Source organism: Bradyrhizobium sp. MI1.11 (assembly GCF_055811255.1).
The window spans coordinates 142,544-168,371 of sequence record NZ_JBVVPM010000012.1 but is presented as its reverse complement, the minus strand read 5'-3'; the positions used below and the strand labels follow the sequence as shown (position 1 = coordinate 168,371).

Genomic DNA, 25,828 nt, shown 5'->3' with positions numbered 1-25,828 from the left:
GCTCTCTCCCTTAATGGACGCCGAAATACGCTCTGTGCAGTTCTGGGTTCTGCATCAGCGTTTCGGCATCTCCCTCGGCCATTACCTGGCCTTGAACGAGTACGTAGCCGTAGTCCGCCACCCGTAGCGTCTGCCGGACGTTCTGCTCGACCAGCAGGATCGAAAGCCCAGCGGCCTTGAGCCTCTTCACGATCGCGAACACCTCCGACACGAACAGCGGCGAGAGGCCGAGAGACGGCTCGTCGAATACGATCAGTTCCGGGTCCGTCATCAGGCCGCGGGCTATCGACAGCATCGAGCGCTCTCCGCCGGACAAAGTGCCAGCGAGCTGGCCGGATCTTTCCCTGAGCCTCGGAAACGTCTCGAAGAGCTCCTCCATCCGGGCTGCGACGCGCGCATTGTCACGGATGAGCAGTCCGCCAACTTTGAGATTTTCCGACACCGTCATCTTCGGAAGGACGCGGTTGCCCTCCGGCACGGTCGCGATTCCGAGGGCGGCGATCCGATGGGTCGGCATGCGCGCGATCGCATCGCCTCCGAAATAGATCTCGCCTTTCCGCGCCCGGTTGAGGCCGAGGATCGTCCGGATGAGCGTGCTCTTGCCGGCTCCGTTGGCCCCGAGGATGCACGTAACCTGACCGGGCTTCGCCTCCACGGTCACGTTCTTCAGGACGTCGGCCTTGTCGTAGCCTGCGGTGACGCCGATGATCGACAGCTTGCGGGAGCTCTCGGAAGCGGTCCTCATGCGTCTTCTCCCAGATAGGCCGTCTGCACGTCCCGGTCCGCCAACAGCGCGTCGAACGACCCTTCGAAGATCTTGCGGCCGAAATTCAGGACGACGCAGCGGTCGGATACCCTGCGGATCACGTCCATCTCGTGCTCGACCAGAACCACGGCGAGTTCCGGAAGCTCGGCGCGGAACGCCAGAAGATCGCCCATCAGTTGCCGGGTCTCGTCGTGGGTCATGCCGGCCGACGGTTCGTCCAGCAACAGCACGCGCGGCTTGGCTATCAGAGCCCTGCATATCTCGATGCGCCGCCGGTCGATCATCGTGAACGAGCCGGCGGGCTGGAACAGGCGGTCCGCGATCACAGGATTGAAGCGGTGAGCGAGCGACCGGACCTCGCGGATCGAGGCGTCGACTTCGGCCCGCCAGCGTCCACGGCGGAAGATGTTCGTCGTCAGACCGAGATCGAGAGACGTGAGTTTGCCGACCACGATGTTGTCGAACGCGCTCTGTTCGAGCATGAGGCGGGACCGCTGGAATGTCCGGACGATGCCCGCCTGCCCGATCGTCTGGGGCGATTTGGCGAAGAGATCGAGGTCTCCCAAACGGACGGTTCCGGCAGTCGGGCGATAGAGACCCGTGACGACGTTGAAGAACGTCGTCTTTCCGGAGCCGTTGGGTCCGACGAGACCTACGGTTTCGCCGTAGTCGAGTGTAAAATCGAGACGATCCAGCGCGACGAGGCCGTCGAAACGCATCGTCAGTCCCGTGCAGGCAAGCAGAGCTCCGGTCACAGCCCCTCCTCCCGACCCGCGGAAAAGCGGGAAAAGTCGCGGAGCGGCCGCGGGAGAATGCCGAGCGGTCTGAAGAGCAGGATGCAGAGCACCAGCACGGCAAAAATGAGCAGGCGATACTCCTGGATCGCCTGCAGCTTCTCGGGCAGGACGATGATGATGCAGGCGGCGACGACCGCGCCCCACATGTTTCCCAACCCGCCGAGCACGACGATCGACAGCATCAGGAGCGATTCGCCCAGACCCGCTCCGTTCGGGGTGACGAAGCCGTTCATCATGCCGTAGACGGCACCGGCGACACCCACGATGGCATTGCCCAGGATGAACGCGACGGCCTTCCAGCGCACGATCGAAAGCCCGAACACCGATGCGGCCGTTTCGTCGCTGCGGACGGCGTCCAGCGCGACCCCGATCCAGGAAGCCTCGAGGCGCTTGGCGAAGGTGAACGCAAGCGCGAACAGGACGATAGCGAGAATCGCATAAGGAAAGTAGAACGACACCTCCCACGAGCCGATCGATGTTGTCCGGCTGAAGTCGAAGCCCCAGACCGAAAAGCCCTTGATCTTCATTCCCTGCGGTCCCCCGAGGGTGTCGTTCACTTCGAGGAGGGTGCGGAGGAGCAGCCCGAACGCCATGGTCACCAGCGCCGCGTAATGTCCGCGCGTGCGAAGGACGGGAAGCAGCAGGACGAGGCCCAGCGCGCCGGTGACCAGACCGCTGATCGCCAGGATCGCCAAATGAGGCAGGCCTGGATATGTCGTGAGCACCGCGGCCGCGTACGATCCGATCACGAAGAAGGCGGCCCCGGCGAAATTGACGATGCCGGCGAACGCGAGCTGGATGTTCAGACCAACGCATGCCGTCGCGAACAGAGCGACCGTCGACAGCATCAAGAGCGTATAGTGCTCTCCTCTGAAGACAACGGCGATCGTCAAGGCGCCGATCATCGCGACCGTATTGCCGAACCCGCTGAAATCGCCGCAGATCGCCGCGATCTCCCTACCCGCCGCCGATTTGTCGGCGAGCGCGAAAACGACCAGGAATGCGGCCAGCATGCCGAGCACCTGCGCCTGCGATTCCGAATGGATCACAAGCGCTCCACCTCCGAGAAGAAGCAGCACGGTGAAGGCCGCGACCGCGCGCGGGAAACGCTGAAGCCGCATCATCAGGGACAGGGATGGCGCAGGCGCCGGTATACTGCTCATCCTACACCCGCTCGCTTCTGCGCTCGGCGATCAGGCCGGTGGGAAACAACCCGATCAGCACAATCACGGCGGCGAAGGCGATTACATCCTTGTAGGCGCTCGAGAACGGCAGCGCCACGACCACCAGCGTCTGCACGCTGGCGAACAGGAAGCCGCCGATGATCGGTCCGAGCAGACTTCCGAGTCCCCCAACGACGGCGGAAGCGAATCCGATGACACCGAGAAGAAGTCCCATGTTGAAGTTGATCTCCCGGTAGTATAGCCCGAGCATGCAGCCAGCGAAGGCCGCAAGCGCGGAACCGAGGGCGAACGTGCCGAGGACGACCCGCTGGAAATCGACGCCCGCAAGCCGGGCCACTTCGCCGTCCTGCGCCACGGCGCGGATGGCCAATCCCATCCGGGACCGCGAAATCAGAAGATGCGTCGCGAATACCAGCGCCAGTCCCGCACACAGGATGATGACGCTGTCGAAACCAACGCTGAAGGAGCCGAGCCGGATCGATCCGGCAGGTAGCAACGCCGGGAATGGCTTCGGATTGCCGCCGTTGGGAACGCCCAGTCGGATCGCCTCGCGAAGCACGGTACCCGCCATGAGCGTCGCGAGCAGCACGTTGACCGCGGGTGCCTGGCGCAGCGGCAGGATGAGGAAGCGGCCTATCAACGCTCCGACCAGACTACCGATGGCGATGGCCGCGGCGATGCCCGTCCCCAGCGCGACGAGCGGGGGAAGTGCGACCAGTCCGCCGACGAGCCCGATAGCGCCGAGGCTGGAAAACGCCCCGACCGTTACGACGTCGCCGTGGGAAAACTTGATGACGTCGAGCACGCCGAAGAACAGCGAGAAGCCGACGGCGATCATCGCGTAGATGACGCCCAACATCACGCCGTTGAACAGCTGCTGCGCCAGTATTCCGAAGTCCATCGCACGATTCCGATGTTCGTGAGGGCGATGGCCGCCGCGCAGCCTGTGCGCGCGGCGGCCGTCCGATCGTCAGTCCTTTGCGAGCTTCTTTTTGCCGGCCGCGTAGTCGCTATCCGGCCAATAGACCCACTTCCCGCCCTGCGCGACGTAGACGTTTGCGCTCATGATGTTCTGACGGTGGTCGTCGAAGTTGATCTCACCGACGAGCGCCTTGTAGCCCTTCGTTCCGTTCAGTTCGGCCTTCACCTTCTTGCGGTCCGGGCCGACCTTTTCGATCGCGTCCATGATCAGGTTCGCGGCCGAGTAGGCAAACGGCCCGTAGGCATCCGGATCTTCGCGGAAACCGGCTTTGGTGTACGCCTCTTGGAAGGCCTGCCCCTCGGCATACTTGCTCAGCGGTGCACCATTGTGGAAGGAGATCGTCCCTTCGCTCGCCGCACCGGCGCCCTCAATGTAGCCTGCCGTCATGATGCCGGAGACGCCTGCGAACTGGGCCTGAACGCCCACGCGATCCATCTGCGACCGCAGGCGGACGCCGAGCGGCGTCAAGCCGCCAACCAAGATCACATCGGGCTTCAGTTCCTTGATCTTGGTGAGTTCTGCGGTGAAGTCTTGCTGGTCCGGGCTCACAGGAAAAGTCGCCAGGATCTCGCCGCCCGTCGGCTTCAGATACTCGGAGAAATACTTGAACTGGCCTTTACCGTAGTCCGTGGTGTCGTGAATCATGACGAACTTCTTGTAGCCCTGCTTGGTCAGGAATTCCGCGGCCAGCTTGCCCTCGTTGATCATCGTGCCGTTGACGCGATGGACCTCCTTGTAGTCGTTGCCATAGGTGATCTCGGGCAGGATCGCTCCCCAGACGACAACCGGCAGACCGAAGCGCGAATAGGTGTCGACGGTCGCGATGCCGACGGCGGAGCAGTAATGGGTCACGCCGGCGACGATCGAATTGTCGGACGCCGCCTTGGTCGCGACTTGGATGCCGACATTGGGCTTGCACTCGTCGTCGTAGGTGACGAGCTCGTAGGTGTACTTCGCGTTCGCGTCCGCATTCCTCTGCTGCACCGCCAATGTCGCTGAATTCCGTCCGCCGAGGCCCGGTGCAGAATTGCCGCCCGACAACGGGCCTATGAAGGCGATCTTGACGGTATCCTTTGCCGCTGCCGGAACGGATGCCCAACCGCTCAGTAAAACCGCGCTGCCCAGAACAGAAAGAATTCTTCGCTTTGTGATCATGTCGCCTCGCTCCGTCCTCGATATGACAGGAGCGTAACTGCATCCGGATTTCCGCCACCATTGGGAATCTTCGCAAGGCGTCGTGCGGAGACGAACCCGCCTGCCCGTTTAATGCGCCTTGGCTGCATCCATGCGATGCATCGTGCCGACTACTTGGGCCAACGCGCCGGGTTTGAGCTGGCCCGGGGGAAGAAGCGGGCTTTTTTGCAAGGCGGCCTGTCGCCTTCCCGCGCGGGATCGCGAATCACGTCCCGCAGCCGCGAAACCACGGCCGGCCGCGAGGCGATCGAGCGTGCGTTCAGGACTTTAGGCTGAAGTCATTCTTAAATTCATAGTCACCCACCGGCTCGCGCGACATATACCTCGCCGGCGTCCTAAACATCAGCGAGACCAAACGCCCCATCAGTGCCGGATTCGCAGCGAGATCGAACCGCTCCAGTGGGAAGTTTGTGATGTAACTAGGCAGCCGCTTGTGGAAGAACGCGCCGCTATCAAAGGGGTGGACATGCTTCAATGGCGGCGGCTTGTTAAACCGTACAACAAACGCGATCGGCAGCTGCCAGGGTGAGGGGTTCGGAACGCTGGGCGTTTTGTAAGCCGGCCGACCGACGAACAGATAGCAAAGCTCCTCCCCTCTAAAGACGGTGCACGGCGTCGCCAGAATCTTTTGTGAGCTAGCATCTCGATGATCGGGGCGCTGATCGTTCCCGACGCGCGTAAGAGCAGCCTGGAAAAAGAATATGCCAAAATTCGACCAACGCTTCCCATCGAGAACGGTGAGGTAAAAGGTAAGCACTACGGGCTTTCGGCCGATCTTGTCGGATATCCAACCGCAGATCACGAAAAACGGCACGGCGCAGGCGAGAGCGACCGACATCATGATATAGGCCGTCGCAAATTCGACCTTAAGCACTTTTTGCATGAAAATAAGAGCATAAAATTGCCCAGTGTACCAGACCACTCCAACCCCGGCGACGGCGCCAAAAAGAGAAAGCAAGACGACCTTTAAATTGCCCCATCTTGCGAAGCTTTCGGTAATTGGATTGGCGCTTGTCCGACCCTCGGCCTGCATTTGTAAGAACACGGGCGACTCTTCAAGTCGCAAGCGGATGTAGACCGACACTGCGAGCAATAAGATGGACAGCACGAACGGAATTCTCCAGCCGTAGTCCTTGAAGCCCACGCCTGTAATCTGCTGCGTCGCGAGAACAACAATGAGAGACAAGAAAAAACCCAACGTTGCGCAGATCTGGATCCATCCCGTGGGATATCGGAGCTAAGGAAGCCCTTTGGCTCAGCTGAGCAGTCGAACTTCTCTGATCGCTCGAGCGCCGGAATGCACTCCGACAAAGAGAAATTCTGTAGTGATCTCAATCGCCCGAAAAGCTGAAAAATGTTGGAATAGGTGTTGGAACGGCGTTCGGGTCCGCGATCGAGCGGGCGTACATCTCCTTGTACTTGGCCTGGTCCACCCAGGCATGCTTCGCCCACTCCGCAGGTACTGAATAAACTCTCTCCTCGGCAGTCCTATTCTCTGCGCCCATCGAGCATTCTCCGTTCATGGTATGCGAGAAGCGTTTGCAGTTAGGCTGCGTTCTTCAGCAATTGGTACGAACGCCGCACTCGAGTGCGAGACTGACCGCGGGGTAAGACCGGGGTGCTCCTGAAATTCGAAATACGATTCCTTGCCTCTCTCATCATCCAGAAGAGCGCGATTGCCCCCCTACGGTTCACGACAGAAAAAAGGGCCGCTGCCGTGATCCAGCAGCGGCCCTGCCCAGTCTAGGGAGGTTGAGCAGACGAGCCGGTCTGCCAGCGGATCCTATGCAGTCCGTTGCTTGTCGAATGCCTCCCAACCGGCCTAGGTGCTAAGAACCGGCGAGCGCGACATCTCGGTCTCGTCGGCGGTCACGTATTGATGTCTCGACCACGCGTTTCCGGCAGCAATAGAGCCCCGATGACCGCCGTCGAACCTGCGAACGCAATGGTGTACCAGAGCCCATCGAAAATGTTGCCGGTCGTGATGACAACTGCGGTTGCCACGAACGGTGCAAATCCGCCGATCCAGCCGTTTCCCAGTTGCAGCGCCACGGAAACACTGCTGTAGCGGATACGGGCAGGAAACAGTTCGACCAAAAGAGCACCAAGTGGCCCGTAGACCATCGTCGCCAGGAACACGAGGGCGAATAGCACCGCTATGACCATTGGCCCGTTTGGCTCTGCGGGTGTTTTCGTCGATGGGAGGCCTCTTTCGGTCAGCGCTTTCAGGAGTTTGGATTCATCGAAGCCAACGACTGTCTCGTCGCCCATTTGGATGCCGAGCGACGCCGAATCCGCCTTCACAACGTATGGAACGGCACGCGCCGTCAGAAATGCCTTCGCACGGGTGCAATCCTTCGTCGCCTGGGGCTGGAAGAGCTGACCCAGCAGGGATTGATCCTCGCTACAGTCGTTCCCGTGTATCACCACCGAGGTCCTAGCGCGGAATTCCGCAAGCGCCGGGTTTCCGTAAGTTGCCAGACTCTGAAATAGAGGCATGATCAGCAACGCAGACAGCGCGCATCCTGTCACAACGATCCACTTGCGCCCGACTCTGTCGGATAGCCAGCCAAAGAACAGAAAGAACGGCGTTCCGAGCGTGAGCGCGATCAGGAGGTAGAAGTTGGCCTGATCCTGGCTCATTTTCAGCGTGGTGGTCATGAAATAGAGGCTGTAGAAATGGCCGGTGTACCAGATCACCGCCTGACCGGCCACGACCCCGAAGATAGCGACGAGCACGAGGCGCAGATTGCGACCGTCCCCGAATGTATCGGCGATCGGATTCTTCGAGCCCTTACCCTCGGCTTTCATTTGCTGGAACACCGGCGATTCTTGAAGCTTGAGCCGTATGTACAAGGAGAGAACCAGAAGACCGATCGATCCAATGAACGGAATCCGCCAGCCCCAATTCGCGAAGTTCTCCGCTGAGATAGAAGAGCGGCACAATATGATGACGAGCAGCGAGAGGAATAATCCCAGCGTCGCCGTGATCTGGATCCAGCTTGTCGTGAAACCCCTCCGGTCTGGTTCGGAGTGCTCCGCAACGTACGTCACCGCGCCGCCGAATTCGCCGCCGACAGCGAGACCTTGCAGCAGACGCAAGCCGACCAGGATGGTAGGAGCCCACCAACCAAAGGTTTCGAAGGTGGGCAGCAGCCCGACAGCCGCGGTGGCGAGACCCATCACCAGCATGGTTACGAGGAAAGTCTTCTTGCGTCCGACGAGATCGCCGAGCCGTCCGAAGACGACCGCGCCAAATGGGCGCAGAACGAAACCCGCCCCGAAGGTTGCCAGCGCAGCCAGCAATGCTGCCGTTTCGTTTCCCTTCGGAAAAAACAGCGTGCTGAAGAACGCTGCCAGAGAGCCGTAGATGAAGAAATCATACCATTCGAAAACGGTACCAAGGGCGGCCGCGAAGATGATGCGCTTGGTGTCGCGATCGAGGTGGCGGGAAGCGAGTTCGGCTTCTGATTCAATGGCGTGAACTGACATCTTGTTCTCCCGCATCAAACGTTTTGCTGCAAATTTGATGGTGCTTCTTCCCTCAGGCGCGGCGGCGGCAATCCGTGCCTCGCCAAGAAGTCGCCCAGCAAGCGATTGAATGTTTCAGGTTGCTCGAGCATCGGAAAATGGCCTGCCCACCGCAAGCTATGGAGCTGACTATTGGGAATGTTGTTCGCCAAGGTCTGTGACTCACTTGGCGGAGTGATGATGTCCTCTTCGCCGACGACGACCAGCGTCGGTACGCGGATCTCTCCAAGCCTTGCGCGGCTGTCCGACGCATTGAGCGAGGTGATCGCCTGGCGCGCCACGAAGGCCGGCGTCTGCGCGACCTCGTTCTTGGCGAAGTCGATGAGCGCGGGGCTTGCAACAGAACCGAAAGATCGTTCGATGACCTGCTGGCTTGCCGCCACCACGCCCAGATCGTCGATGGCCTTGAGCACGTTGTCGACATTGACGTCGGCTCCCAATCCGTGCGGCGTGGCTCCAACCAGCACGAGCGCCCTTACGCGCTCGGGATAGGAGAGCGTAAAGTTCTGGGCCACGGTGCCGCCCATCGAAAGGCCGACCAGGACGGCCGAGTCGATCGCCAGTGCGCGATGCACTTTCAGCACGTCTTCGACGAAGGCCTCGATCGTGTAGCTTCGGTCTTCGGGACGCGGCGAACGCCCGTGACCGGGTAGATTGATGCGGACCACCTGGTGACGGGCCGAGAACGCCTCGACCTGCTCGCGCCAGAACTCGGCCGTGGTCGTGAAGCCGTGCACGAACACAAGCGGCATTCCCTCTCCTGACACCTGCACCACGGTGTCTCCTATTGTCGTGGTTCTGATGGTTGTCATTCTGCTCCTCCCGAGTTTTCTTTCCGAACAGGAGGTTCGCAAGCGCCGTGCCAATTCGGCCTCTTGTAACAGGACGACGCCTAACGCGTTGGCAATGCGATCCAAATTCTCATGGCTGGAACAGAGCGGCGCTGTTTGACGTCCAGCGATCGTGACGCTAGTGTATCATTTGCGTTACATATCTGTCCTAATCTTGTGACACTTGGACATCGAGATTTCCGCAATGGTCCTTTCGCAGTGGATTGCCGGGTCGTCGGAGGAAGCAGGCTTCCTGAGGCTCGTCCTCGATCACGTCTCCGACTGCCTGGTCGCGGTTGACACATCAGGCACGATCGTCCTGATCAACCAGCCCTATTGCAGACTCCTGGGGGGCGTTGCCGATGATTTCGTCGGGCGACACATAACCGACGTGGTGGGATCGCAAACCAAGCTCCATCTCGTCGCACGCGGCGAAGGAAGCCACGTCGGCTATCCATTGAAGGTGCGCGGCCATCAACTGATCACCAGACAGGTTCCCGTTCTTCAGGACGGCCGCATCATTGGCGCGGTCGGCCTCGCACTGTTCTCGGATCTCGGCACCCTGAAGAGAACCTTTCGACGGGCTACGCAAGCCGAACTGGCGATGCCCCAAGGCAACAAGCCTTGGCGCTCACGGTCCGGCATCAGCGACATCGTGGGTCAAGGCGAACTGATGGAGGCCTACCGAAATTCGCTTGACATGGTCGCCGGGCACGATCTCCCTGTATTGGTCTCGGGCGAAACCGGTTCCGGCAAGGAGTTGGCCGCTCACGCCATCCACGCACAGTCGAGCCGGTCGGAAGGTCCTTTCGTCTGGATCAATTGCGCTTCGATCCCGAGCGAGCTGATCGAAGCCGAATTGTTCGGCTATGAAGGCGGCGCATTCACCGGCGCGCGCAGTCGCGGAAAACTCGGGAAGTTCGAGTTGGCTTCCGGGGGCACCCTTTTCCTGGACGAGATCGGAGATATGCCGCTGCACCTACAGGGCAGCTTGCTGCGCGTTCTCCAGACCAGCGAGATGGTACGCGTTGGTGGCACGACGCCAGTCGCCATCAATGCCCGCGTCATTTGCGCGACCAATCAATCGCTTCCCGAGCTCTCGCGCGGGGGGCGCTTCAGACAAGACCTCTATTATCGCCTCGGCGTGCTGCCGATTGACGTACCTCCCCTTCGAGATCGGGAGGACATCGAATTTCTCGCCCGGCAATTGCTGACGCGGATCGCAGCCCGATTGAGCGCGGAGCCGAGGGACCTGAGCCGAAGAGAGATCGCGGCGCTTATTGCACATCGATGGCCCGGCAATGTTCGAGAACTTGAAAACGTGCTCACCCGGTTCGTGGTAACCGGCCAACTGATGTTGCTTCCTGCAGATCCACGTCCCGAGAAGGACGAGAAACGCACGCCGCAGCCGCTCAAGCAGCGTATCCAGTCGCAGACGGCCACGGAGATCCGGACCGCCTTGGAGCAATCCAGCGGGAATAAGAGCCGCGCGGCCGAGCTACTGGGCATCAGCCGCGCACATCTCTATCGGCTCATGAAGGAGCGAAGCCTGTAATTGTGCGCATCACGGGTCGATACCACCTTACGACACAGGACAATGATTTCATCCTAAGCCGCACGGACACTTGCGACGAAGCCGCTGACTTCCTCCTGTAACAGCCGCAACTTGCCCGTCAGGCGCACGCTCGAGCCAAGGACGCTGCCCGCCACCTGTCCTGTTTCCGACGTGGCGGTGTTAACGTCAGAGATGTTCTGCGAAACCCGGTTCGTGCCGGAGGCCGCATCCCTCACGCTTTGCGCGATGGCTTGCGTTGCGACGCCTTGCTCCTCTACCGCCGACGCGATCGAAGACGAGATCTCATTCACCTCGGTTATCGTCGCGAGAATGTTCTGAATGTTGCCGACCACAGAAGACGTCTCAGCCTGTATCGAAGAAATTTGAGCGCTGATTTCGTCCGTGGCCTTGGCAGTCTGCGTCGCAAGCGACTTCACCTCGGCCGCGACGACGGCAAAGCCCCGTCCGGCGTCGCCAGCCCGCGCCGCCTCAATCGTTGCGTTCAGCGCCAGCAGGTTGGTCTGAGCGGCGACCTGGTTGATGAGTCCTACGACCTCGCCAATCTTGGAGGCCGCCGCGGCCAGTCCTTGCACGGTCGCGTTAGCGCGCTGCCCGTCGTTGGCAGCTTTGTCGGCAACTTGGGCCGCCTGCGTTACGCGATGGCTTATTTCGCTTATCGAGGCCGACAGCTGACCGGCGGCCGAGGCAACCATTTGTACGTTCTCGGAAGCCTCGCGGCATGCTTCAGCAACTGAGTTCGCGCGTCCATTGGCATGATCAGCGCTTGCTGACATGCTCTGTGCGGCTTTCTGCATCTCGCTCGCCTCCGCGAAAACCTCCCGGACCACGCTTTCGACGCTCGCCTCGAATTTTCCGGCAAGTTCGACCATGGTCCTGCGCTTGTCTTCGTCCGCACTTCGCTTGAGTTCTTGCTGTTCGCTGTGCATTTTGCGCACGGCCGCCGCGTTCTCCTTGAATACGCTCAAAGCGCGGGCGAGACTCCCGACCTCGTCGTGACGGGTTGTGTATGGCACTTCGAAATCGTCTTCGCCCGAAGCAAGCTTCTCGGTAAGCGAGGTAACCGTGGTAAGTGGCCGAGTCACGGTGCGGCTGATTGCCAAGGAAATGACGACCACCAGCACAACGACGCCAAGGCAAAGCCACGCGAACGTCCAGGCGGCCTGTCGAAAGATCGCATCGATATCGTCGAGATAGATGCCGGTCCCGATAATCCAGCCCCAGGGCGCAAACCCCTTCACGTAGGACAACTTGGAGACCGGCTGATCCGAACCCATTTTTGGCCAGAAGTAGCCGTAAAAGCCGGCACCCTGTTTCTGTACAACGTCGACAAAGCCCCGAAAGAGGTAATTGCCAGCCGGATCCTTAAACTCTCCGACCGGCTTGCCATCAAGCTCAGGCTTGGCCGGACTCATGATCATGTTCGGAGCCATGTCGTTGATCCAGAAGAACTCGACCTTGTCGTAGCGCAGCCCCTTGATCTCCGCGAGTGCGGCAGCCTGGGCCTGCTCGCGGCCAAGCTTTCCGTCGCTTTCAAGCTTCTGATAGTGCGCCAGGATACCGTGGCCGATGTCGACCATCTGCTGGATCTTGGCTTGTCGATCCGTCATCATCTGGCTGCGAATGTTGTATAGCGCGATCGGAACCAGAACGATCATGCCGGTGAGCGCGACGCCGATGATGACAAGGAATTTGGTTCTCAAACCAAGAAAATGCATGGGGTTCTCACGACCGGAAAAATGATCGCCAGACTGGGTCGGGCTGCCTTACCAGCCGCTTAAATATCAGGGCTTTGCCGTCGTCGGCGCACAATGTTGACGCTGTTTGGCAGGATTTGCACGTTCACCAAAGTTGCACCAGCCCTTGCCCTAAAACTAGCGTGCTTTGCGACGAGGCGCAGGGCTCGATGGTGGCATCACAAAAAATTCCGGTTACCGTCCTCACCGGCTTCCTGGGGTCGGGCAAGACGACGCTGCTCAATCAGCTCCTTGAAAGCGGCTTGATGGCAGATTCCGCTGTCATCGTGAATGAGTTCGGGGCCATCAGCATCGACGCGGAATTGGTCGTTGGCGTAGACGAAGAGATTCTCCAGATCAACAACGGCTGCATCTGCTGCACGGTTCGGACGGATCTTGTTACGACGATCACCAAACTTCTATCGGGAACGAGGCCCATTCGTCGCATTCTCATCGAAACCACGGGTCTGGCCGATCCCGCTCCCATCATTCAGAGCTTCGTTGTCGATGAAACTCTGTCTGCCGCAACCACGCTCGATGCGGTCGTGACGGTGGTCGACGCCACCCATATCGACCGATGGCTTGCCGACCAGAGCGCCGGCGAGAACGTCGCGGCCGAGCAGATCGCTTTCGCCGACATCGCGGTGATCAGCAAGTTGGATCTGGTTGGCGAAGGCTGCCTCGCCAAGGTCGAGGCGACCATCCGGGCAATCAATCCGATGGTTCGGGTGGTGACTTCGGTCGAAGGCCGCGCAAATGCCGCCTCGATTATCGACGTCAAGGCTTTTGATCTGAAGAACTGCCTGACGATCGAGCCGCTACTGCTCTCCGACCTCGAGCACGAGCACGATCTATCCGTGATCAGCGTGGAAGTCCGCGAGGAACGGCCCCTGGACGGACCTCGATTCTTTCGATGGCTGAACGGCTTCGTGCAGAAGAATGGTGAGGGCCTTCTGCGCTGCAAAGGCATTCTGTCGCTGGCAAGCGAACCGCGACGCTGGGTGTTTCATGGCGTCCACATGACGCTCGACGGCCGGCCAGGTCGGCCGTGGGCCCCCAACGAGCCTCGTACCAGCGCGATCGTCTTCATCGGAAGGGGCCTTGAGGCGGCTCGAATTCGCGATGAAATCGCCGAACTAACCGAGCAGGGCGCAAGTCTCGTAGCCTAGCATGGGCCGACGATCCGTCATTTCCGCCGCGGTTCCATGCTGACCGGAGAGATGGTCGGCTTCGTGTCCGAAGGATCCGTCGACGTACCGGCCGCCCGCGGGTGGTGGCATGCTCAACCTCAGGAAAGGCCTGCTCCGCATGAAGCTGCAACATTATCTCGGAGGCCTCGAAGGCCTCGACCCGATATCGCTTGAAACGCGCGTCTTCGTGGAAGCCTGGGAGGAGCGCATCTTCGGCATCCACACCGCGATGATGGCACTAAGCCCGCAACTCGAGCTAGATGCGACGCCGAGCAAGTTCAACACCACGTGGACTTGGGCCGACCTGCGCAAAGGTGCAGAGTCGATGAATCCGTTCGACTACTTCAAATTCCGGTACTACGAAAAATGGCTTGGTGGCATCTCCGGATATTTCGTCGCCAACGGATATATCACGCAGGCAGAACTCAACGCGCGCACCGAAACCTTCATGTCGGCATCTAGCGCGATGCCTAAGGGCGGAGATGCCGGGGTCGATGCCCGGGTCCGGAAATATCTTCTCATCGGAGACGATCCGAAACGTGAGCGGTCAGCGCCGCCCCGCTTCGCGGCCGGAGACGCCGTCTGGGTCGCCAGCCCGAAATCGATCGACCACACGCGTCTGCCCGGTCACCTCCGCAACAAGGCAGGCATCATCGATAGCGTCTACCCAGATGCCTACACCTATCTTTGCGACACCGGCGTCGATGGAATCGGAAAGGCGATGCCCGTTTACTGCGTCAGGTTCGATCCCGGGGATCTCTGGCCTGGTAATACGGAGACGAATTTCACTTTCTATGCAGACCTGTTCGAGGCCTATCTCGAGCCCGCGACCGCCGCCTGAGGACCACCCGATGGAACGTTTCGAATACTCCAAGGACCGTGAGGCGGTGAACGCGGCGCGCGCGCGCGCACTGGAGGCGCTTCTCATCGAAAAGGGCATCATCACCAGCGAGACCGTGGACAAGATCATGGCGATCTTCGCGACCGAGATGGGTCCGTTCAACGGCGCCAGGCTGGTTGCGAAGGCGTGGGTCGATCCCGCCTTTAAGACACTTCTGGCCGAAGATACCATGGCCGCCGTCGAACAGATGAACTTTGCGACCAAGGGCGCAGGCGCGGAAGGCGAGCATATGAAGGCGGCGATCAACACGCCTGAGGTGCACAATCTCATCATCTGCACCCTGTGTTCGTGCTACCCTTGGCCAATCCTCGGTCTGCCGCCTTACTGGTACAAGGATCCGTCCTTCCGCGCGCGGGCCGCGCGGGAGCCGCGGAAGGTGCTCGGCGAGTTCGGCCTGGACATAGATCCGAAAAAGGAAATCAAGACTTGGGACAGCAGTGCTCAGATCCGCTGGTTCGTCGTTCCCGAGCGGCCGACGGGCACGGATGGGTTCAGTGAGGAGCAACTGGCGGCCCTCGTCACGCCGGAATCGATGATGGGCGTCGCCGTCGTCAAGCCCCCGGGCGCTTGAGGCAGCAATGCAGACAAGCTTCGAGCATTTCGCCTTGGGCGCAATGTTGGGACAGTCCGACATGCCGCCCAAGGACAATGGAAGCCTTTGCTTCGGTGCGCCTTGGCAGCGGCAGGCTTTCGGCATGGCGCTCGCACTTTCCAAGCTGGGCCTGTTCGAATGGGACGACTTCCGTTCGGAGCTGATATCAACGATCGCCGCCTGGGAGGCGACCCACGACAAGTCCGACCCGAGTTGGGATTACTACGAAATCTGGCTCACCGTGCTCGAGACGATGGTGGAACGGTCCGGCCTCGGTGACCGCGCGGCAGAGGCGCCCTGATTAAGACCCTCTGCTCACCCCAGACCAATGAACAGTGAATTCGTCGCTCGTCCCGGTTCGTGCTATGAACACGGGATGAAGTCGCCCACCTCCAGAGAGTCCGAATATGACGCAGGTTTGGCCGAAAGTGATGCCTTCGTGCCGGCCCATCGGAATGAAAATTGCTTAACAACTCGCCTCATTTGAGGATTGTTGATGCGGATCGCATTGCTCGCGCCCCCAGGAGTTCAGTCTCTCGACATCGTCGGTCCGGCCGAAGTGTTCTGGGAGGCGGGCAGGCGACTAGGGGATCCGAACGCCTACACCGTACAGGTAATCGCGGGGTCGGCAGATCCCGTCCGCGGAACGGGCGGGCTTCGCTTCGTGGCCGACCGGCATATCTTCGATCCAGACGAGCCGATCGACACACTTCTGGTCGGCGGCGATCCATCATTTGCGATCGTCGACCCCGCCATGGTCCAGTGGCTGCGGCGCAGAGCCGCCACAGTTCGCCGTCTTGGCTCCGTCTGCACGGGCGTCTTCCTGCTTGCGGCAGCGGGCTTGCTCGAAGGCAAGCGCGTAACGACGCATTGGGAATGCGCCACCCGTTTGCGGAATGAATTTCCCAATCTCGATATCGATTCCGATCAGATCTTCATACGGGACGGGAATCTTTGCACCACAGCCGGCGTCACAGCGGGCATGGATCTTGCGCTCGCGCTCGTCGAAGAAGACTACGGACGCGACCTGGCTCTGATCGTCGCGCGCTACATGGTGATGTTCCTGAAACGCCCAGGCGGACAGTCGCAGTTCAGCGCGCACCTTGCGGCGCAAATGTCGGGCAAGAGCCGGATCCAACAAGTTCAGCAGTACGTTCTCGACAACCTCGCTACCCAGCTCTCAGTCGACAATCTGGCGCAACAGTCGGGAATGAGCATTCGGAACTTCACGCGCGTGTTTCGCCAGGACATGAACATGACCCCCACCGAATTCGTGGACGCGGCAAGGCTGGACGCAGCGCGATTGCTCCTCGAAGACAGCGCAAAGTCGCTGCAACAAATCGCGATACGGTGCGGCTTCGGGAATGCCGATGGCATGAGGCGAGCGTTTGTCCGCAATCTGGGTATAGCCCCAGGTGAATACCGCCTTCGGTTTCGAAGTGCCTGGGCCGGTACAAGTCATGCACCGCGAACGATCCGTCCGCCAGCCGGCCATAGAACACGCGCCTCGTCCCCGTGACGAAGAGAGCTGCCGCGAGGACGAACGGCAGCGACAACAGATTTGGATCAAGGTCCCGGAATCGTACGGGCCGGTCCGTCGGGCTGCCCGGAGACGGCGATCTTCGGATACACATGGCCGATGTCGACGTGAGTTTGGCCGAATTGACGCCGTGAATCCCGGTACATCTGTAATCAAACGGCTTGTCTGATCGAGACTAAGCAAAACTCGCAGGGTCGGCAGGGGCCGGCCCGGGTGACAGCGGACTCGTCTGTCCCGGCTCAGTCCTCGATGCTCGAATAGTCGAGGTTCGATCAATGACACATGGCGACGTCCCCGCTCCTGGTCGATCCAGAGATGGTCATGGAGTTCCTGAACAGACCATTCGTGTCGGCATCGTCGTCATCAACGGCGCCAACACGATCGACTTCATGGGACCAATCGATGCATTCAATGAAGCCGGTCGATCACCTGCAACATCGGTTCGTTACAAGGTTGACCTGATCGGGGCCGCACCTGGTCTCATTGTCGGCTCCTCCGGTGTTCGCATAGTTCCTGACAAGGTCATCGGATCCGAACTGGATACGTTCTACGACACGATCCTGGTTGCTGGCAGTCAGGAACTTCAGCCGTCCGGAGACAACAACCAGCCACTGATCGATTGGCTGACCCGAGCCGCGGCGTCCGCACGTCGAATCTGCGCAACCTGCGCAGGGACCTTCGTCCTTGCTTCAGCGGGCCTGCTCGACGGACGGCGGGTCGCAACGCACCGTAACTACACCAGGCAGTTCGCAGCGAGATTTCCGCAGGTCCATATGGAGCCGGATAGGCTCTTCGCTCATGACGGTTTATATTATACCGCCGTCGGCGGAATGGCCGGCATCGACCTTTGTCTCTACCTGATCGAGAATGACTGTGGGCAGGCCACATTTCTGGACGTGGCCAGGATGATGGTCATTTTCCTGCGGCGGCCGGGCAATCACCCCCAGGTGAGCGAGTTTCTCAAAGCGCAGTCGATCCGAAATTCTCAGATCAGCCATGTCATGGATTGGGCGTTGGCGAACCTTGCGGCCGATCTTTCGGTCGACGCATTGGCGAAACGCGCAGCGATGAGTTCTCGGAACTTCAGCCGCACGTTCACGGACGAAATGATGACGACGCCGGCTCGCTTTGTCGAGGGTATTAGAGTCGAAGCGGCGCGCATCCTTCTGGAAACGACACTGCTGTCCGTCCAACAAATTTCTCATCGGGCTGGGTTCGGGAGCCCGGCTAACATGCGCCGCGCGTTCGCTCGCGCCTTCCAGACACCGCCGACTCAGTATCGCCACAACATTGGCTCTGCGATGCCAGGGGCCCAGGCGGCACAACTGCTCAAAGTCTAACTGGTTTGATTCCGCAAGCAATGCGAGGCAGGAAGGAGGCAATGGCAGAAAATGTGCGATGGAATTAACCTAACGCCGTAAACATCGCAACTTTCGCCTTTCGGATCATCGCCAACATGGCGATCTGGGTTTGGACTCTGCAAGCCCTTAGTGGTCAACCTGAACTCCTCGGAGCGACCGTGCTTGCCTGCACCTTCGACTTACGCCATGCGTTCGATCCGGACCACCTCGCGGCGACCGATAAAGTTGCGCGGAAGTTGATGCAGGAAGAAAAGCCTCAACCCTGGTCGGCGTCCATTTCGCGCTTGGTCATTCGAGATCGTAACGTTGGCCTCGTTTGCAGTTTTGGGAGCCGCGTTGTCGATCCACGTCAACACATTTACTGAACGTAGCCTGATTCGCACCTGCATCTCGGCCTGCTTCCTTCGAGCGATGGCGCCACTCACCCCGGACGTCCTGATCCACGCCCTGCCGATCTATCATATCTCCGGGATGCTTGTGGCCGGCGATGTGACGTTCGCCGCGTGTGAGCGCATCCTCTACATGCAGAAGTTCGATGCAGAGCGGATTCTCGCGGCGATGGTAGTCGGTGATCACGACGAGCGCCGACGCTGGTCCTGACGTCACCCAACGATCAAAGACCTCGCGGCGAAAATGTTCCGTCTTGAGCGCGCTGCCGGAGCTTAGTCTAGCCGCGACCGGTAGCTCCAGCGCCGATCCGGATGCCAGACAAGATCATCGCACTTAGAGAACATGCCAATTGGCTAACCTTGGGGCTGCGCAACCGCGAGAACGCATCATAGTTGACGGCGCAAGGAATGGAGCCGCCAGTTCGTTGATCGACAGCTTATCCCCACGTCCAAAGCGGACGATAGGCCCGGAGCGGGTCAGCGGTCACCGCATCGCACCTCCTATTGGGGAGCACGCTATCTCGCCATCTCACGCATCCGCACACGACACATAGTGTCAGGGCAGCTCACCAATGGCTGCAGAGACCGATTGTAACTCGGCGAAGCTCTGGGCGATATCGACCAGTAAGCCATCGTCGCCTTCCCGACCAACGAACATCAAGCCACTCGGTAGTCCATCCCTGCGCATCCCGTTGGGCACGGACAACGCTGGAATACCGAGATGAGGCGCGAAGTTCACGAACAGGCCGAGACTGGTCGAAGCGTATGCGGGATCGCGTTCGACTTCGCTGCGCTTGTGGATGGTCGGCGCCGTCGGCAAGGCCAGCATGTCCACCCTGGACCAAGTGCCCAGTTCGATCTCCCGCGCCAGTTCGGTTCTCCTATGGAGAATTTTGTAGGCATCGACGGCCCTGCAGTCTGTCGAATTCACAAGGGCAGCCTTGACGACGGGGGAATATGTCCCTTCTGGATGCGCCTCGATGAATGGCCCGAGCACAGCAGCCCTCTCGGCCATCAGTTCGGGCTTGTACGTCATGTCCGAGATTTCGGCGAACGGTTCGTAGTCAATCTGCTCGATGGAATATCCCAAACCCCTGAGCCGCTCGATGCCGGCCGCGTAGACACGCTTCGCTTCGGCATCTCCCAGGAAGTATTCTTCCTTCGGATCGATGATACCGACGACCGGATCCTTGAAAGCTTTCCGCCTGCCCAGCACCTCCTTCGAGAAGGGATCGGCGGCGTCATACACGCCAGCCGCCGACATCACCAAACGCAGGTCATCGGGCCAACGACAAAACACCGAGCAAGAATCGAGCATTCGGCCGCTCGGAACGACGCCCGTGTTACTCAGCACCCCACCCGACGGCCTGAAGCCGTAAATTCCTAGGAAGCCGGCCGGGATGCGTCCGGACCCCGCAGTGTCGGTCCCCAGTGAGAAATGCGCAGTCTTGCATGCGATGGCGACGCCGGACCCCGAACTAGACCCCCCGACGATGTGGTCGGCGCTGTAGGGGTTCTGCGGAAATCCATAGACAGAGCGCATGCCGGTCAGCCCGGTCGCGAATTGATCGAGATTGGCCTTCGCTACAAGTATTGCGCCCGCCTCGAGCAGCCGATCCACGACGAAGGCGTTCCTCTCCGGCCGATAGGCATATTCCGGACATCCCGCGGTCGTATCGTATCCGACGACGTCGATGTTGTCCTTGACCACGAACGGCACACCGTAAAGCGGCATCTTCGCGCGGACGGCGGCCGGGAGCGATGCGAGCTCCTCGGCACGTTTGCGAAGCTCCTGCTCCGGCACGACGGTGATGAACATGGGATTGGAAGCGTTTTCCGCCCGCGCGGCCAGCACGTCGTTCACAACGTCGGCGAGTTCGATCTGGCCTTGCTTCACTCGCAACGCCAACTCGCGCACCGAGAGATCGCTCAGTTCCTGTTTCATGATCTTTCCCATGCGCATCAGTAGATGACGCTTTCGATACGTCGCTGCAATTGAAGGTATGCGTCCGAGTAGCGATCCTTCAGGGCCGGATCACGTGTGTCTGCGTCGATCACGACGCCGGCGGGCCGACCGCCGAGAACGAGGACACGATGGCCGACGTACAGCGCCTCTTCGATGCTGTGCGTGACCATGACCATGGTCATGCCGGTCTTCTCCCATAGATCGTGGAGAAGCTGTTGCATCCGACGACGGAGGCTCACGTCGAGGGCGCTGAACGGCTCGTCGAGAAGGAGCACCCGCGGGTCTGTGATGAGCGCACGCGCGATCGCCGTTCGCTGGCGCATTCCTCCCGACAATTGATGCGGATAGCGCTTGGCGGCCTCCTGGAGGCCGACCGCTTCCAGCATCTCATCCAGAGCCTCGGGTCGCACCTTTTCCCTGGGCATGAATTTCAACCCGAACGCCACGTTGCTCCGCACGTTCAACCAAGGAAACAGGTTGTTCTCCTGGAAGATCATGACGATCTCCGGTGTCGGACCTTGCTGAAATTGACCATCGAAGAGTACGCCGCCGGTGCTTTCACCGATGACGAAGCCGCCAAGGGCCTTGAGCAGGGTGGTCTTCCCGCAGCCCGATGGGCCGAGCAGGCACGTCACCTCTCCTTCGCGGATCTTGATCGAGAAGTCCTCGAGGGGTGCGTAGACCGCGCCCTGACCGTCATCGTACTTGATTGTCAGGCGGTCGACCTGGAAGGCGGTCTTCGGCTGTGTGATGACCACGGGTCCGTTCATACCCGCCACCACAGCACCCGGTCGCCGATGAACTGGAGAAGGCGATCCACCACGAAGCCGGAGACACCGATCACCACCATTCCGAAGATGATCAACTCATTGTTGAACAGATTCCGCCCCATCATGATGATGGCTCCGAGACCATCCCTCAGCCCGACCATTTCAGCGACGAGTACCGCCATCCAGGCCGCGATGAAGTTCGTCCGCAGAAGCATGAAAACGCCGGGGAGAATCGCCGGCAACGTGACCCAAATCCAACGCTGGAGGGGGCCGGCGCCGAGATTGCCCGCTACCGTCGCGAACTCCGGAGGGATCCGATGGATCTCGTTCAGTGTCGCGAGTGTCAGGACGAAATAGACGCCCATGAAGACGATGAATATCGCTGTCACGTTGCTGATTCCGAACACAACGATGGCCGTCGGTATCCAGGCTATCGGCGCGATGGGGGCGAACAGTCGGAGAATGGGGCTGAGAATCCAGGTCGCGTGGCCCGACAGGCTCAGAAGCGCACCGGTGAGGATGGCCGCCACGAAGGCCACCGCCATCCCGAAGAACACCCGGAAGAATGTCGCAAAGAGTGACTCTTGAAGACTTGCCGCCTGCGAACCCAATCCGATCTTAAAATTGCTTTCGGCGATCGTGTGGAGAAACCTGCTCGGAGGAGGAAGCACGCTGGCGAGAGAGCTTCCGCTCGCGCCCACTATCTCCCAAAGGACCAAAAGCCCCACGATCGACGCAATGCCGAACGCGTACGGCTGAAGCTTACTGGCAGATCGCGCTTCAGTCATCTGGCCGTCCCCTGCGGATCCCAGACGAGGTATTCGAGGGGCGTCGGGTTGTAGGCGTTGGCGGGATTGTTGAGTTGCGGACAATTGGAGATCAGAACGATGAGGTCCATCTCCGCCCTGAGCTCGACGTACTTGCCGGGACCCGAAATGCCGTCTTCATAGTGCAGCGTGGTGTCCCTGACGGGCACATTCATGAAAAAGTTGATGTTGGATACGATATCCCGCTTGTCGATGCCTCGGCCCCACTTCCCGACGGCCAGCATGAAGTTGTCGCGGCATGCATGCATGAAGCGCTTCTCGAGTCCGTAGCGCACGGAATTGCCTTCCTGCGAGCAGCAACCTCCTCCAACGGTGTCATGCCGGCCACAGGTGTCCGCGACGATCGTCAGCATCGGGCGTCCCTCGTTCGACATGATGCGAGTTCCCATGCCGAGATAAGCGTTTCCCTGCGCGGCCATGGTTTCTGTCAAATCGTACCGCTCTTCCGGTTTGCGCGCGTTCAGGAAAAGAGCATCGACGGCCTGATTGCCCTCGACGTCTATGATCCGGATGATCTGTCCGACCTTGATTTCGTGCATCCAAGGCTCGCCCGGCGCGTGAACGAAATTGTACACGGCATCCTCGCGACGCAACGGGCTCTCCACGACGTTGATCTTCATGACGGCTCCTTCGCCCGGTTCGGATTGCTCAGAGGTAGTATCGCTCGGTGAGGATGAAGCCGCGGCTGTTTTCGGCCAGGCCGACGCGGCATGGATCGTCCTTGCCGGCGGTACCCGAACGCCAGCATTCGAGTTCGACCGCGACCGGCGCGTAGTCCGGATTCGGATCGAAGCGGTGCTGGCACGTCGACAAGACGACTATGGCGTTCATCTCGAAACGAAGGTCGACGAATTCTCTCTTCCTGCTGTGTTGCGGCACGAAACGGAACTCTCCGTCCCAGTTGACGGCGATCTTGCTGAAGAAGTTGATGTTCGCGACGACGTCGCGCTTTCCCATGCCCCACTTGCCCAGCTGCGTCAGAAAGCCGTCGTAGGCGTTGCGATACATGCCATTCCGGCACTCCTGATACCGGTGGACGCCGTACTTCTCGGCGACGTGCTCGGCCCTGCTCATTCCTCCCATCGTGTCGTGCCAGGCGCAGGTCGACTTGGCGACCGAGCAGAGCACGCGCCCCATGTCAGAGTAGCAGACGAGTCCCTCCCTGATGTGGGACGTTCCCTGCTGTTTGAGCGTATCCGGCATGTTGTACCGCTCGACACGGTCGTCGAAATTGTAGAACAGCGCCGACACGTTGGCGGTGTCTCCGAGCGCGGTCATCCGCAAGGTGTTGCCGCGGCGGATCAGGCCGGACCAATGCAGGCCGCCTGGCACCGTCTCCTTCCACAGCGACATCGCCGGGTCGTAAACCGCGGAATGCTCGGGCACCGAGGACTTTGCGAGAGCCGGAAGATCATCGAAGGTGAGCGTATAGGACATCTGATCGTCTCCAATTCCAGGGCGGTGCCGTCGCTTATTTTCCGATGCCCTCGAGGATATCCAGCCGGAAGATATCCGACGCCTTCGTCTTGCCTTTGATGTAGCCGAGCTTCGTCAGCTCATCGACGACGCCCTGGATCACCGCCACGTCGGGCATGAAGGAGACTGGAGCAGGCGCCAACTTCAACGAAGCGAGCAAGACCGCGGGCGGGACCCGGAAATAGTTTCCCTTGCTCATGAGCTCGGCCGCCTTCTCCGGCGACTTATTGATGATGTCGGCCGCGCACTGCAGCCCCTTGAGGTAGGCGACGACGACGTCCTTGCGCTGGGCGATCGTGGACTCCAAAACGCTCGCGACGCTGTTCGGCGTCGTCGTGGACCAGGTCTGGGCGTTCGACGTAAGGACCGTCGCGCCCTTTGTCTCGACCATGTCGGTCGTGTACGGCTTGATGTGGCTCAGAATGTCGAGTTGACCGCTTCGAAAGGCCTCGACCATGCTGAGCAGGTCGTTGAAGTAGACGATATCGACGTCCTTGTCCGAGATGCCCTCCTTGTCGAAGGCGCGCGTGAGGATCAATTCCAGGGTATCCCCCTGAAGCGTTCCGACCTTGAGCTTCGGCTTCTTCGTCTGGACGTACGCCTTCACGTCGCCGATCGAGTGCAGGCCCAGTTTTCCTTGAGCGACGACTTCCATGACGCCCCAGCCGCCCGCCGATGCGATCACGCGGATTGGCACACCGCTATTGGCGGCAAAGAACGGCAGCGTGAACGGGTTGATGCTGACGTCTATGACCTTGCCCGCCAGCGCGGCGTTGTTGTCGCCGGGACTTGCGAAGAATACCGTGTCTACGTCGAGACCTTGGTCCTTGAAGCAGTTTGTTTCCTTGGCGACGAAGAGAGGCGCCAGGTCGATCGCGACCAGGTGTCCAACCTTGATTTTGGTAGGCGCCTTGTCGTTTGCGGCCACCGCCCGCCCGCTCAGGAACAGGGAGAGAGCCAGAAGCACGGAAAATCGTCGCACCATTTCAGATCTCCTTCGCGTTACAGTTTCGATCCTTGGATCGGGCTGACGACGAGGATTGCCGATGCGTCGAAATCTTAAAATCTATATTCTTCGAAGGATACTTCGATGGAACTGAAGTGATCCGGAGCGCCCTCAGCCGGTCCGAAGCAGTTGCGGCCCTGAACCGCGCAGACAGCCCAGAAATTCGTGGAGGGTCGACCGGGAAACGACCGAATTTTCACGAACGGCGATCGATACTTGAGTGTCGAGGAAGAGGACGTGGGGCATCAGTTCCACCAACTCTCCGCGGGCCACCAAGGGGGCGGCATAATGCTTAGGGAGATACCCGACGCAATCGCCCGACAGGATCAGGAGGGTGGCGGCCTCGATATGTCCGATCGTGCTGATCAGGGTTCGCGCGTCGTAGAGCGGAAACTCCTGTACGCCGACGAACGAACGCCGGACCTTGTTGGCCAAGGGGATCGCTTTGGCAAGCTCGTTCGGATCGCCGATGCTCGCGAGAGGATGGCCCTTCTTGCAGACCATGACGTCGCGTTGCAGATAAAGCGGCTCGTAGCTGATTCCGGGTATCCGGCTGTAGAAGATGCCTATCGCGAGATCAATCTTGTTCTCCAGAAGCGCCTGGTTCAGCTCCTGCTGCTCGAATACTTCGAGCGAGATCTGAGCGCTGCCGCGCTGTTTGCTCCGGAACGCGGAGACGGCCTCGGTGAGCGGACATAACGGATCGGCGACGATGTTGTCGAGGAATCCCAACCTCAACTGCCCGGACTGTTCTCCCTTCAACTCTCCCGCCTGAAGTTCGAACGACTGCATCGATTGGAAGAAGTCGACGACGAGGCGATAGAAGACTTCGCCCTTCTCGGTCAGCTTGAAACCGGACCGACCGCGATGGCAGACGACGTAACCGAGGCGTCCTTCAAGCTGCGACATCTGCATGCTGATCGTCGATGCTCCGACGTTCAGAGTGGCCTGAGCGTCCGAAAAGCCGCCGGCCTCCACCACCGCCTTGAACACCCGCAGCAGGCGAATTTCGATATCCATCATGGCGCCAAAATCTCCACCCGCTCGATCACGCCAACGCATGGGCAACACCTCCTTTCCCAAGCAAATCATGGGCCAAGCGACCTATCCGGAGTAGGGTTTCCCAATGTCCTCGGCGTAGACGCCGCCCCGCTGGAAGCGAACGATCGACGGAGCCGCACCGTCAGGACGGCGGCGCGAAAGCGCCCCCCTAAAGG

General features: G+C 60.1%; 25 protein-coding genes. 9 read left to right on the top strand and 16 right to left on the bottom strand.

Annotated elements, in window-relative coordinates:
* Positions 1 to 10 precede the first annotated feature (10 nt).
* From AC0L30_RS15275 to AC0L30_RS15240, 8 genes are all read right to left on the bottom strand, one after another.
* On the bottom strand, positions 11 to 745 hold the full coding sequence (locus tag AC0L30_RS15275) for an ABC transporter ATP-binding protein (protein WP_007594279.1): 735 nt from the start codon (positions 743 to 745) through the stop codon (positions 11 to 13).
* A complete protein-coding gene (locus tag AC0L30_RS15270) occupies positions 742 to 1,521 on the bottom strand; it encodes an ABC transporter ATP-binding protein (RefSeq protein ID WP_473404633.1) in 780 nt (259 codons plus the stop codon). Before AC0L30_RS15270 ends, AC0L30_RS15275 begins: the two co-directional genes overlap by 4 nt.
* On the bottom strand, positions 1,518 to 2,726 hold the full coding sequence (locus AC0L30_RS15265) for a branched-chain amino acid ABC transporter permease (RefSeq protein WP_007594281.1): 1,209 nt from the start codon (positions 2,724 to 2,726) through the stop codon (positions 1,518 to 1,520). Before AC0L30_RS15265 ends, AC0L30_RS15270 begins: the two co-directional genes overlap by 4 nt.
* Before the next feature lies 1 nt (position 2,727).
* Positions 2,728 to 3,648, bottom strand: a complete 921-nt coding sequence (locus AC0L30_RS15260) for a branched-chain amino acid ABC transporter permease (RefSeq protein ID WP_007594282.1) — start codon at positions 3,646 to 3,648, stop codon at positions 2,728 to 2,730.
* A 69-nt stretch (positions 3,649 to 3,717) separates the two neighbouring features.
* Positions 3,718 to 4,884 (bottom strand): branched-chain amino acid ABC transporter substrate-binding protein, encoded by a 1,167-nt coding sequence (locus AC0L30_RS15255; RefSeq protein WP_007594283.1) that lies wholly within the window; start codon positions 4,882 to 4,884, stop codon positions 3,718 to 3,720.
* A 298-nt stretch (positions 4,885 to 5,182) separates the two neighbouring features.
* Positions 5,183 to 6,133: an MFS transporter gene (locus AC0L30_RS15250; protein ID WP_473404640.1), complete on the bottom strand. Its 951-nt coding sequence runs from the start codon at positions 6,131 to 6,133 to the stop codon at positions 5,183 to 5,185.
* Positions 6,134 to 6,792: 659 nt separating this feature from the next.
* On the bottom strand, positions 6,793 to 8,415 hold the full coding sequence (locus AC0L30_RS15245; protein WP_007594284.1) for an MFS transporter: 1,623 nt from the start codon (positions 8,413 to 8,415) through the stop codon (positions 6,793 to 6,795).
* 14 nt (positions 8,416 to 8,429) lie between these two features.
* Complete coding sequence (locus AC0L30_RS15240; protein WP_473404632.1) at positions 8,430 to 9,371, bottom strand: alpha/beta fold hydrolase; 942 nt, start codon at positions 9,369 to 9,371, stop codon at positions 8,430 to 8,432.
* Between the two features lie 97 nt (positions 9,372 to 9,468).
* On the opposite strand from AC0L30_RS15240, the gene AC0L30_RS15235 reads away from it, so the two are divergent.
* Positions 9,469 to 10,839, top strand: coding sequence for a sigma-54 interaction domain-containing protein (locus tag AC0L30_RS15235; RefSeq protein WP_245285899.1), 1,371 nt, complete (start codon positions 9,469 to 9,471; stop codon positions 10,837 to 10,839).
* A 53-nt stretch (positions 10,840 to 10,892) separates the two neighbouring features.
* Here AC0L30_RS15235 and AC0L30_RS15230 read toward each other — a convergent pair whose 3' ends face one another.
* Positions 10,893 to 12,575 (bottom strand): methyl-accepting chemotaxis protein, encoded by a 1,683-nt coding sequence (locus AC0L30_RS15230; protein ID WP_007594288.1) that lies wholly within the window; start codon positions 12,573 to 12,575, stop codon positions 10,893 to 10,895.
* A 188-nt stretch (positions 12,576 to 12,763) separates the two neighbouring features.
* Between AC0L30_RS15230 and AC0L30_RS15225 the strand changes: the two genes are divergently transcribed.
* The 8 genes from AC0L30_RS15225 to AC0L30_RS15190 all read left to right on the top strand — a co-directional run bounded on the left by AC0L30_RS15225 (position 12,764) and on the right by AC0L30_RS15190 (position 18,777).
* A complete protein-coding gene (locus AC0L30_RS15225; RefSeq protein ID WP_007594290.1) occupies positions 12,764 to 13,762 on the top strand; it encodes a CobW family GTP-binding protein in 999 nt (332 codons plus the stop codon).
* Between the two features lie 139 nt (positions 13,763 to 13,901).
* A complete protein-coding gene (nthB, locus tag AC0L30_RS15220; RefSeq protein WP_035995101.1) occupies positions 13,902 to 14,624 on the top strand; it encodes a nitrile hydratase subunit beta in 723 nt (240 codons plus the stop codon).
* Between the two features lie 10 nt (positions 14,625 to 14,634).
* The gene (gene nthA, locus AC0L30_RS15215) at positions 14,635 to 15,255 is read left to right on the top strand and encodes a nitrile hydratase subunit alpha (RefSeq protein ID WP_007594292.1); all 621 of its coding nucleotides are present in this window, start codon (positions 14,635 to 14,637) and stop codon (positions 15,253 to 15,255) included.
* A gap of 7 nt (positions 15,256 to 15,262) precedes the next feature.
* Positions 15,263 to 15,577: a nitrile hydratase accessory protein gene (locus AC0L30_RS15210; RefSeq protein WP_007594293.1), complete on the top strand. Its 315-nt coding sequence runs from the start codon at positions 15,263 to 15,265 to the stop codon at positions 15,575 to 15,577.
* A 195-nt stretch (positions 15,578 to 15,772) separates the two neighbouring features.
* On the top strand, positions 15,773 to 16,795 hold the full coding sequence (locus AC0L30_RS15205) for a GlxA family transcriptional regulator (protein ID WP_007594294.1): 1,023 nt from the start codon (positions 15,773 to 15,775) through the stop codon (positions 16,793 to 16,795).
* A gap of 296 nt (positions 16,796 to 17,091) precedes the next feature.
* A complete protein-coding gene (locus AC0L30_RS15200; protein WP_007594295.1) occupies positions 17,092 to 18,156 on the top strand; it encodes a GlxA family transcriptional regulator in 1,065 nt (354 codons plus the stop codon).
* 116 nt (positions 18,157 to 18,272) lie between these two features.
* Positions 18,273 to 18,542: a HoxN/HupN/NixA family nickel/cobalt transporter gene (locus tag AC0L30_RS15195; RefSeq protein WP_245285901.1), complete on the top strand. Its 270-nt coding sequence runs from the start codon at positions 18,273 to 18,275 to the stop codon at positions 18,540 to 18,542.
* Positions 18,514 to 18,777 (top strand): hypothetical protein, encoded by a 264-nt coding sequence (locus AC0L30_RS15190; RefSeq protein ID WP_473404631.1) that lies wholly within the window; start codon positions 18,514 to 18,516, stop codon positions 18,775 to 18,777. Before AC0L30_RS15195 ends, AC0L30_RS15190 begins: the two co-directional genes overlap by 29 nt.
* Before the next feature lie 345 nt (positions 18,778 to 19,122).
* Here the strand turns inward: AC0L30_RS15190 and AC0L30_RS15185 are convergent, their stop codons facing one another.
* The 7 genes from AC0L30_RS15185 to AC0L30_RS15155 form a co-directional block, all read right to left on the bottom strand.
* Positions 19,123 to 20,511 (bottom strand): amidase family protein, encoded by a 1,389-nt coding sequence (locus AC0L30_RS15185; protein WP_157158575.1) that lies wholly within the window; start codon positions 20,509 to 20,511, stop codon positions 19,123 to 19,125.
* Between the two features lie 17 nt (positions 20,512 to 20,528).
* Positions 20,529 to 21,302, bottom strand: coding sequence for an ABC transporter ATP-binding protein (locus AC0L30_RS15180; RefSeq protein ID WP_473404630.1), 774 nt, complete (start codon positions 21,300 to 21,302; stop codon positions 20,529 to 20,531).
* Entirely contained in the window at positions 21,299 to 22,090 is a 792-nt protein-coding gene (locus AC0L30_RS15175; protein ID WP_473404629.1) for an ABC transporter permease, read from the bottom strand. The genes AC0L30_RS15180 and AC0L30_RS15175 overlap by 4 nt, the downstream gene beginning before the upstream one ends.
* Positions 22,087 to 22,749, bottom strand: a complete 663-nt coding sequence (locus tag AC0L30_RS15170) for an urea amidolyase associated protein UAAP2 (RefSeq protein ID WP_007594301.1) — start codon at positions 22,747 to 22,749, stop codon at positions 22,087 to 22,089. Before AC0L30_RS15170 ends, AC0L30_RS15175 begins: the two co-directional genes overlap by 4 nt.
* Positions 22,750 to 22,777: 28 nt before the next feature.
* Entirely contained in the window at positions 22,778 to 23,566 is a 789-nt protein-coding gene (locus tag AC0L30_RS15165; protein ID WP_007594303.1) for an urea amidolyase associated protein UAAP1, read from the bottom strand.
* 34 nt (positions 23,567 to 23,600) lie between these two features.
* Positions 23,601 to 24,590 carry an ABC transporter substrate-binding protein gene (locus tag AC0L30_RS15160; RefSeq protein ID WP_007594305.1) on the bottom strand — a complete coding sequence of 330 codons (990 nt, stop codon included), beginning with the start codon at positions 24,588 to 24,590 and terminating at the stop codon, positions 23,601 to 23,603.
* A gap of 132 nt (positions 24,591 to 24,722) precedes the next feature.
* Positions 24,723 to 25,634 carry a LysR family transcriptional regulator gene (locus tag AC0L30_RS15155; protein WP_198288237.1) on the bottom strand — a complete coding sequence of 304 codons (912 nt, stop codon included), beginning with the start codon at positions 25,632 to 25,634 and terminating at the stop codon, positions 24,723 to 24,725.
* Positions 25,635 to 25,828: the final 194 nt, after the last annotated feature.